Genomic DNA, 5,532 nt, shown 5'->3' with positions numbered 1-5,532 from the left:
AATTTGGTTTAACCCTGAGAAGGAACACATTTACTTTAAGATGCATTGTCTGCGAAGCAGCGTAGATTAAAGTTCGCCATCGGCGAATGTGTTCCATCGTTTATGTATAAGATTAGTTGCGTGGTTTAAGCACTTAATTTAGCAAATACAGATCGAATAGAAAATCCGCGAGGATTTTCATAAATAGGCATACATTAGCAATTAATTTTATACGGTGTTACAAGCAGGCTTTTTCGTATGCATATAGTTTCTTAGTCAGTTAATTTAGTTATAAAAAATTCAAATAATACATTGCCTAACAATCCATTACTACCAACCCCCTCTATATTTCCAATGAAATTAGTATTAATATCTGAACAAAAAAACTCTAGAGTCGCCACTCCTTTTTCATTTGTAATAACTGATGGATTCCAATACAGAGTGTTACGATAATCTGGAAAAGGATCTTCAATACTTTTCTCATTATCATAAACAGGTTGGTAAAACTCCCTTTTTCCATAATAGCCTTTAACTCTAAGTAGATTAAACCTAGACATCAAATATTCATCTGTTAATACGGGATATTTATAAGGAGGATGTTTAGGTATAATACCACTGGGAGGTGGTCCTCCATGTTCCTCATAGACAGTCCTCCAATGTATACCATAGATTTTTCCTTCTACAGGTTTTTTATTGCCTTTTTCAAAAGGACCGTGTACTGGACAATTTAGAATGTTTTCTTTACACACATAATCAGTAGTCATTTCTAATTTAGCAATACTATCTAATTTTCCTAAATATTTATCACGGTGTACTTTTCGTTTTTTTGCCTTTACCATTACTTCATCCAAAACCTTAATATCTGACGGATATTTAAAAGGTTTCACTTTTTCAGGTTTTATAGTATTCCTATCTACTAAGGGATAATTTATCGCCTTTGTTTTTCTTATCGCATTTATTGCTTTAAAGGCATAATCATTGATATTAAAGGTATATTTTGGTTTTTGGGAAGCCAATAATTTTAAATATACTTGCCTGCCCATTTTTAAATGCTTTGGCTCAATGGTAAATGTTTTGGTTGAGTCCACAAAAATAATTTTTTTCTGTCCTTCATTTTGGGGATTGTATGCTATTAAAGCGGGTAAGGATTGCTGCGGTTTTTTCTGAAGTTTCTTAGGTAATGTTATCTTTCCTTTAATATCATCAAAAACAATTTGTTTTGGTCTGCTTAGTTCTTTTAAATTGGTTTCATTCCAAACATAACGCCGCCATCCTTGGGTTAACAGCAATAAATTCAGAGCTTCTTTTCTATTTTGGCTTTTTAAGTCAAAGTAGTATGCAGGATTGTACAGTTTTCCTTTTAACTGTGTGGTTAAATGATAATGCGTAACAATGTTTTTTGCGTCTTTTGGGTTTTTGTAGATTTTATCGTAAATACTAACTCCCAAATGAGCTACTACCGGTTGTTGGTGTTCATCTGTTACTTGTATTTTTAAAGTTGCCTTTTCGCGGATGCTGTATTCGCTCTTATCGAGTGTTGTTTTTATATATAATTTTTGATCCGGCTTTATAAAAACCAATCGTTCACAAATAGGCTCAAAATTGGCATTAAAGAGAGTAACTTCTGCAATGCCTTTAGGTACATCCTTTAAAGGAACTCTTATTTTTACTTGACTATTTAAGCTGGTTTTAGCCAAACTATAAACTTCACCTCTTACTTGCAACCTCATGTAAATTACGGTTTCTTTTAATGCTTTATTTTGCGCAATATTAAATAATAAAAAATCTTTGTTACTTCCAACAAGTTGCATAGACATACCTTTAGTTTGTATTTTGGGTATGCTGTATCGCTTTGTGGATTTTGGATTAGAAATTTCTACATAATATGTTTTATTAATATCAGGTTTAAAAACAAAACGCCCCATACCTGCATGTACAGATTTGAATTCTATTAAAGGTTTATTGTTCTCAAACAAAGTTCCTGACACTATTACAGGTTCACATTTACTATTAGTAGCTTTAAATGCTAGGGTGTTTCGTATGCCCGAAACAAGATGCCCGCCTTCAGGAAACATCTTAAAATCAAAAACACTGTCCTTAGTTACCTCAACTACCATTCTATTTTCTGTTATCTTTTTTACTACCCTTAATTTTCTTGCTGCGTAAAACTCAGAAGTATTTTTATAAAAAGAATGGGGGCTATATGCTGTTAGGGTATAGCCTCCAGCTTGTAATGAATCCTGTAAATACAAATGCCCATCTACAATGCCATTTTTTATTTCATATTTTTCTTCCCAAACAGCTTGTTGGGTTTTGTCATTTATAAGTTGTACGAATAGGGTTTTACTTTGAGCGGATAATGTATAAGATTGAGGATTTAGCACATAACATTTAAACCATACATCTTCTTCTGTTTCATAAATGCCTTTGCTGGTTTGGAAATAAACCAAGTCTGAAGATTTTTGTTTAGACAAAACTTGTAAATCATCTACAAGCTTTTTTGTATCTGGACTACTTGCTTGAGAAAATAATAACAATGGGAATGACCACCCCAACAAAAGAGCTTTAAAAAACAATAATGAATATTTTTCATTGTTACAAGCTGGCATTATTTATCATCAAATAATTCTTTCAATTTTTCTTCTAACTTTTGTCCCCTTATTAATCTAGCGATTATTACACCCTTCTCATTAATCAAAAGGTTATCGGGAATATCCCTAACGCCATAAGTCACGGCAGCTTGGTTGTTAGCTCCTTTTAAATCACTTACATTTTCCCAATTCAGACCATCCTTTTTTATTGCTTTCTTCCATTTTTCTTTGTCGGTGTCTAATGATACTCCGAAAATTTCAAAACCTTTATCCTTGTATAGTTTGTATTGTTCAACCAGTTCTGGGTTGAAACTTCTACAAGGGCCGCACCAAGAAGCCCAAAATTCTATAAGAGTGTAATTTTTATGTATTTTGGAGAGTTTTGTCATTTCCCCCTTTATATTAGCTTGTTCAATATCTACAAATTTATCCCCAATTTTTAAGTTTCTATTATTAGAAATAAACTCTTCTATTGCTTTTCCTTCTTCAGTAGACTTTAATTCCGAATTTAAATATGAGAAGACTATGGATGTTTTTTCACTCCCCATTCTTTCTTTTGACCAATTTAGGCGAGTCAGGCTTTCGTAAGAGTTGGGATAATCTTGAATAAACTTATTATTAATCTCAATTTCTACATCTTGCATTTTTTCATAAATCTCAAAAAGTGAATCTCGGTTTTTTTCCGTAACCTTCGCTTCGAGCTTTTCCATTTCTTTAAAAATAGAGTCTTTTCTTTTCAAAAGTAGTTCCGATTCTTTCTGTGTTTCTGAACCTTTGATTCTCCCATTGAAAAAGTTGCCTTTCTTACCAATGAAATCTATTTGTTGATTCTCAAGCCAAAATGTCTTATCATCTCTGCTTTCGATAATTCTTAAATGCGCTAATCTCGGACGGCTTAGATTCCCCTTAAATTGGAATTCTTCATTGATTACAAATGTGGAATCAGCTATTTCATCTATTTTGGGGTAGAGGTATAATAAAACTTTAGTGCTGTCAGATACATTTTCTGCTATCCCATTTATTAAATATCCTCCATTTTTAGATTTGTTGTGACAAGATGAAATTATTATTGTAAGTAAAATTACGGTTATGATGTACTTCATTTCATTTTTGCTTGCTTGTAACTCAGGGTTAAACGTAGTTCTGCTTTGAGAATGAAAAGATAATAAATTCTTGAGCAATAATTAGAGAAAAGCTCTTCCTTATAATCTCTAATTATTGATTGTCAATTAGCATCGCACAGCGATGTGTAAATTGTAGAATTTATTAGCTTGGGAATTCGAGAAGCAGGATCAAATAAGTTATTAAAACAGGCATTTGCTATCGTAAAAAGTGGATTACCTTACGATGAGAACTTTGTTTCTAAATTAGCTTAAAACACTTGTTTTTTAACTCAGTTCTTTGTTAGCCTTTGTTTTTATTTTCCGAATTCACTTAAAGGAACTTCTGCCTTGTTGAATTCAATTCCTAATTCTTGTTTAGCTTTATCGTTTCTGTAAACAATTTTAGCATTTCCATTAGGTTTTTCGTTATTCAGCATTTTCGTAATGTCCGAAACTTTCCAGCTCTCACTGCTTAATAAATAGTTTTTTCCGTTTAATCCTTTTTTAGTAGCTGAACTATAAATTCCGTCTGCAACATCTTTTACATCGACAATCGCAAATTCTGTATCAGTATCAAATAACATTTGAACAAATGGATTTGGTGCAATTTTGTTTTTGAAAAGAAATTGTAGACCTGAAGAAGTTGAATCCTCTCTTTGTGATAATGATTTACCCATAACAGCGACAGGTGAAACACTTGTTATTTCAAAATCAGCATTTGGATGTTCTTCTATAAATTTCTCTACAGTTTGGTTAGCAATATATTTTGCCTGTGCATAAGGATGACTTTCTTCACTCATAAATGGTTGGTCAGATTCATCAATTGTGTCGTCAGCACCCTTTCCGTTAGGAAGCAAAGGGAAATTTGTATTATATGAAGCAACCGAAGCAATAAAAATAACTTTTTGAATTCCTTGCGTTTCGTTAATTACTTCAAGGAAATTTTCCGTTCCTTTAATAGTTGGGTCAAACAATTCAGTTTTTGGGTCTTGTACATCTAGCTGAAAAGGTGTTCCACCGTGAACAACTATGTCACAGCCTTTTGTGAATTCCTTTAATTGACTTTTATTTTCAACTTTTAGAGGAAGAATTTCAAGGTTTTCCGCATTCGGTAAATTTTTTAAATGTTCATATTTTTCAGTTTTGGAAATATCGGTAGCTGATACTCTTACCTTAAATCCTTCCTGCAAAAATTTCTTTGTGGTATGACTTCCAATGAAGCCTGAACCTCCAATAATTCCAACTGTTTTCATATTTTCTGTTTTGATTAGTTATGTTTTTTTAAATAAAGGCTAACTCAGGGTTAAACGTAGTTCTGCTTTGAGAATGAAAAGATAATAAATTCTTGAGCAATAATTAGAGAAAAGCTCTTCCTTATAATCTCTAATTATTGATTGTCAATTAGCATCGCACAGCGATGTGTAAATTGTAGAATTTATTAGCTTGGGAATTCGAGAAACAGAGCCAAATTACTTTTAAGCACCCGATGGCTCACGTTAGGGCTCGATGCCCGTCGATGGTGATTAACTTAGTTAAGGGATTGTTAGTAATTTGGTTTAACCCTTTGATGGAACACATTTACTTTAAGATGCATTGTCTGCGAAGCAGCGTAGATTAAAGTTCGCCATCGGCCAATGTGTTCCATCGGTTTGGCTATGATTTCGTTACGGAATGGTACGCGAGTATCATTCCGCCGTAACCATAAATTTAACAAAAAGGCTTGAAATTCCGAGTAGGAATTTCAGCCGTAATGAACTATAGCTGTCTTAAGTTTACAATCTCTTAATTTTAGATTATAAATCAGAAAGAACAAAAGAGAGGAGTAAGATTAATATAGCCGTAGGAACTTGCGATTCCGT

3 protein-coding genes are annotated in these 5,532 nt (G+C 32.9%); all 3 read right to left on the bottom strand.

Annotated features, from left to right (window positions below):
• Nucleotides 1–251: 251 nt before the first annotated feature.
• The 3 genes from DFQ02_RS14760 to DFQ02_RS14750 all read right to left on the bottom strand — a co-directional run bounded on the left by DFQ02_RS14760 (nt 252) and on the right by DFQ02_RS14750 (nt 4,926).
• Nucleotides 252–2,588: a hypothetical protein gene (locus DFQ02_RS14760; protein WP_116525219.1), complete on the bottom strand. Its 2,337-nt coding sequence runs from the start codon at nt 2,586–2,588 to the stop codon at nt 252–254.
• Nucleotides 2,588–3,673, bottom strand: a complete 1,086-nt coding sequence (locus DFQ02_RS14755) for a TlpA disulfide reductase family protein (RefSeq protein WP_147297793.1) — start codon at nt 3,671–3,673, stop codon at nt 2,588–2,590. Before DFQ02_RS14755 ends, DFQ02_RS14760 begins: the two co-directional genes overlap by 1 nt.
• Before the next feature lie 314 nt (nt 3,674–3,987).
• Nucleotides 3,988–4,926: an NAD-dependent epimerase/dehydratase family protein gene (locus DFQ02_RS14750; RefSeq protein ID WP_116525217.1), complete on the bottom strand. Its 939-nt coding sequence runs from the start codon at nt 4,924–4,926 to the stop codon at nt 3,988–3,990.
• Nucleotides 4,927–5,532: the final 606 nt, after the last annotated feature.

Origin of the sequence: Seonamhaeicola aphaedonensis (assembly GCF_003386195.1) — a bacterium.
Classification (GTDB): Bacteria; Bacteroidota; Bacteroidia; order Flavobacteriales; family Flavobacteriaceae; genus Seonamhaeicola; species Seonamhaeicola aphaedonensis.
This window is presented reverse-complemented; position numbering and strand designations above follow the sequence as displayed.